The organism is Streptomyces sp. NPDC001941 (assembly GCF_040296945.1).
In the GTDB taxonomy this organism is placed as follows: Bacteria; Actinomycetota; Actinomycetes; order Streptomycetales; family Streptomycetaceae; genus Streptomyces.
Genome location: NZ_JBEOYE010000218.1, coordinates 1 through 3,399, shown reverse-complemented (window position 1 = coordinate 3,399; position 3,399 = coordinate 1). Strand labels below are relative to the sequence as shown.

The window sequence follows — 3,399 nt, the reverse complement described above, 5'->3', positions numbered from 1 at the left end:
TTTAAATTAGCTTCTGTAGGTGATGATTTAATTATTGAATCAACATTCAGTAAACAATTTTCAAAAGCTACGTACCTAAAAGTAGATTTTGAAAATTTCGCTTTTTCAAGATTACAATTTATAAACTTACACCCGATGAACTCGCACTCTTCATATTCTGTGTGTCTCATATAACAATCTATCATTTCACATTGAAGAAACTTAATTTTTTTTAGAACAGCATTTTTCATTCCTAACTTTTCAAAATAACATTGTTTGAAAGTAGAGTTTTCTATTAAGCTTTCACCTAAAGAAATTTTCGAAAACGTTTTTCTGAAATACTCTACGGACAAACAGTGGATATATTCATAATCTTTTTGGCTAACCACCTTTGCATCAATCTCCTAGTCTTTGTTTTTAGCATTTTAAAACAATATAGTTTGTATATGAAATTTACTTATATTTTTATTACCATTATAACATTTCTGAAAAAAATTTGGTTCTGTTGCAAAGTTTCAATACTGAGTACAAAAGTCCAATTCTGATACTTTGACTATGCTGGTATACCCATCAAAACTTTAATTTCAGTAGATACCGAAAAGCCGAAGAGCGTTCCATTTCTTCGGTTCTTTTTGTATATTCCTCGAATGGCTTCCATGCCCTTAATCGTGGTAGAGGCAGTGCGTAAACTTCGATAGAATTTATTGCGTCTCTTTACTGGACGATGGTCTTGTTCAATCAAATTATTCAGGTATTTAATGGTACGATGTTCTGTCCCTTGATAAAAGCCGTATTCTTTTAGTTTCTTAAAGGCACTTGTAATAGAGGGGGCTTTATCTGTGACTACAACCTTCGGTTCATCAAACTGCTTCACTAACCGCTTAAGAAAAGCATAGGCTGCTTGTGTGTCCCGTTTTTTACGTAACCAAATATCCAAGGTTAAACCATCTGCATCGATGGCTCGATACAAATAATGCCATTTTCCTTTAATTTTGATGTACGTTTCATCCATTTTCCATGAATAAAAGGATTTTTTATTTTTCTTTTTCCAAATTTGATAGAGTAGTTTGCCATATTCTTGTACCCAACGATAAATCGTCGTATGAGAAACGTTAATGCCACGATCATATAAGATTTCTTGAACTTCACGATAGCTAAGGTTATAACGAAGATAGTAGCCCACGGCTACAATAATCACATCCTGCTGAAATTGCTTTTCTTTAAAATGATTCATCGTCATTCCTCCTGCTATCTTTTTCTATTATTCTACCTTATTTGATAGTAGATTTAAAACTTTGCAACAGAACCCTATATTCGTTACAATGGTTATGGGAAGTTTTTCAAAAGGTTAAGAAAAGCTTACGGGGGTTTTTGAAATCAAAAAGTAGTAGGGGACGATAAAATGAAACATACACACAAAATCATATTGGCTGTCACTTCTGTATGCACTGTTATTATTCTAGGTGTAAGTATCTTTTTTGTTACACAAGCAGTAACAAACAATAAATTAGAAAACACTAGTCAAACAACTCAACACTCAAGCAGCAGCTCAAAACCTGTTGAAGATAAACAAACGACGAAACAGCTTGATCAAGCAAAACAGCTTGCTGCAAGTTATCATTATGATGAAGCCATCGCCTTACTTGAAAAAGACGACGCCAAAGAAGCGCAACAATTGTTAGCAACTTTGAAAAAAGAAAAAGAATCCTTGGTAAAATGGGAAGACCCGACCAAAATCTCACACGTCTTCTTTCATAGTCTGATTGTTGATCCAGCTAAGGCTTTTCATACCCAGCAAGCACAAGGGTATAAAGATTATATGGTCACTATTTCCGAATTCAATAAAACCATTGATCAGTTATATAAAAATAACTATGTTCTTGTTAATCTAAATGGATTAGTCAAAAAAGGAACAGATGGAAAACTGACCTTTACAGGTGTTTCTCTTCCAGAAGGAAAGAAACCGTTAATTCTTTCGCAAGACGATGTCAGCTATTATGAATACATGGACAATTCAGGATTTCCAAGTAAGTTGATTGTCGATAAACAGAACCAAATCAAGAATATTTATATCGACAATAAGAAGGAAACTGTTGGTGACTATGATATGGTTCCATTGATCGATTCATTCATTAAAAAACATCCCGATTTTTCTTATCAAGGCGCCAAAGGAACATTAGCTTTAACAGGCTATAATGGTGTATTAGGTTACCGTACATCAAAATCAGAATATGGTGATAACGAAAAAACAAACAAAGAAATCGAAGCAGCCAAAAAAGTTGCTGATCAATTAAAGAAAGATGGTTGGAGTTTTGCTTCTCATACTTGGGGACACTTGAATATGACACAAGCTTCTTTAGCCGATATCCAACAAGATAATGAACGTTGGCAAAATGAAGTTGCACCTATTTTAGGCAAAACAAATATTTTGATCTACCCATTTGGCGCTGACATCAGCGATTGGCAACCTTATTCTGAAGCAAATCAAAAATTTGCTTACTTGAAACAACAAGGATTTGATATCTTCTGCAATGTCGATGCCTCAACTCCTGCATGGGGACAACTAGGAACTGACTACTACCGTAACGCCAGAATCAATATTGACGGTATCCGTTTCGAAGCTGACCTAAAAGGAGAAAATCCAATACTTGATCAATTTATCAACGTCAAAGAAGTGTATGACCAAAAAGATCGAGGATAGAGGTTGTGAAAGAAGCGTCCAGCTCCGCCGACAATAAGTAGGAATTAACTATCTAGGAACGCATACCATGCGTAAAACAGGCGCTTATAGGGTCTATACGCAGTCAAACTATAATATTGGTTTAGTGATGCATTTATTAAACCATTCAAGTGAAGCCATGACCTTAACGTATCTTGGATTAGATCAAGCTAGTCGAGAAACGATGTTAGACCAAATTGATTTTGGGTAATGAATGTTTAGAACTTAGTAGTCGTCCAAAAACGACTACTTTTTTTGTTGAATCGTCCTTGGACGATTCGATGCTTTTGACTTGTAAGAACAGAATTGAATGAAGCCATACTGTTCGCATATTTTTAGTGGATGAACAAACAAAATACGAGAGATTTTTTGTTCGTTCATCCAAAAAGAGGGACGATTTCGGAAGAAGAAAATCGTCCCTCTTTTTCTTCTTTTTGTATGACAAAAAGAAAGATCTTTTGCCCATTTTATTTTTATAAAATGGGTAGGTGGCGTTTGCGTAAAGCAAATCGACACAATCCAAAGGGGATAAAAGGGGAAAGTGAAACTTCCCCCTTTTCAAGCCACATTGTAATACAAGAACGAAGTGTTTTGTATTACAATGTGATAGCTTGCAGTATTTATGGTTTTATATGGTCTATTTTGTAATAAGCATTGCGCCCTATTCGGTTACAATCATTATAACAAAATAGACCATATAA

3 protein-coding genes are annotated in these 3,399 nt (G+C 34.7%); 1 reads left to right on the top strand and 2 read right to left on the bottom strand.

The window, feature by feature from the left end; all coding sequences use genetic code 11:
- Window positions 1-368 (bottom strand): pentapeptide repeat-containing protein (locus ABT160_RS46590; protein WP_351656392.1); only part of this gene is annotated, 368 nt, incomplete at its 3' end.
- A gap of 164 nt (window positions 369-532) precedes the next feature.
- Window positions 533-1,213: an IS6 family transposase gene (locus tag ABT160_RS46585; protein ID WP_191904769.1), complete on the bottom strand. Its 681-nt coding sequence runs from the start codon at window positions 1,211-1,213 to the stop codon at window positions 533-535.
- Window positions 1,214-1,405: 192 nt separating this feature from the next.
- On the opposite strand from ABT160_RS46585, the gene ABT160_RS46580 reads away from it, so the two are divergent.
- Entirely contained in the window at window positions 1,406-2,680 is a 1,275-nt protein-coding gene (locus ABT160_RS46580) for a polysaccharide deacetylase family protein (RefSeq protein WP_350802162.1), read from the top strand.
- Window positions 2,681-3,399 lie beyond the last annotated feature (719 nt).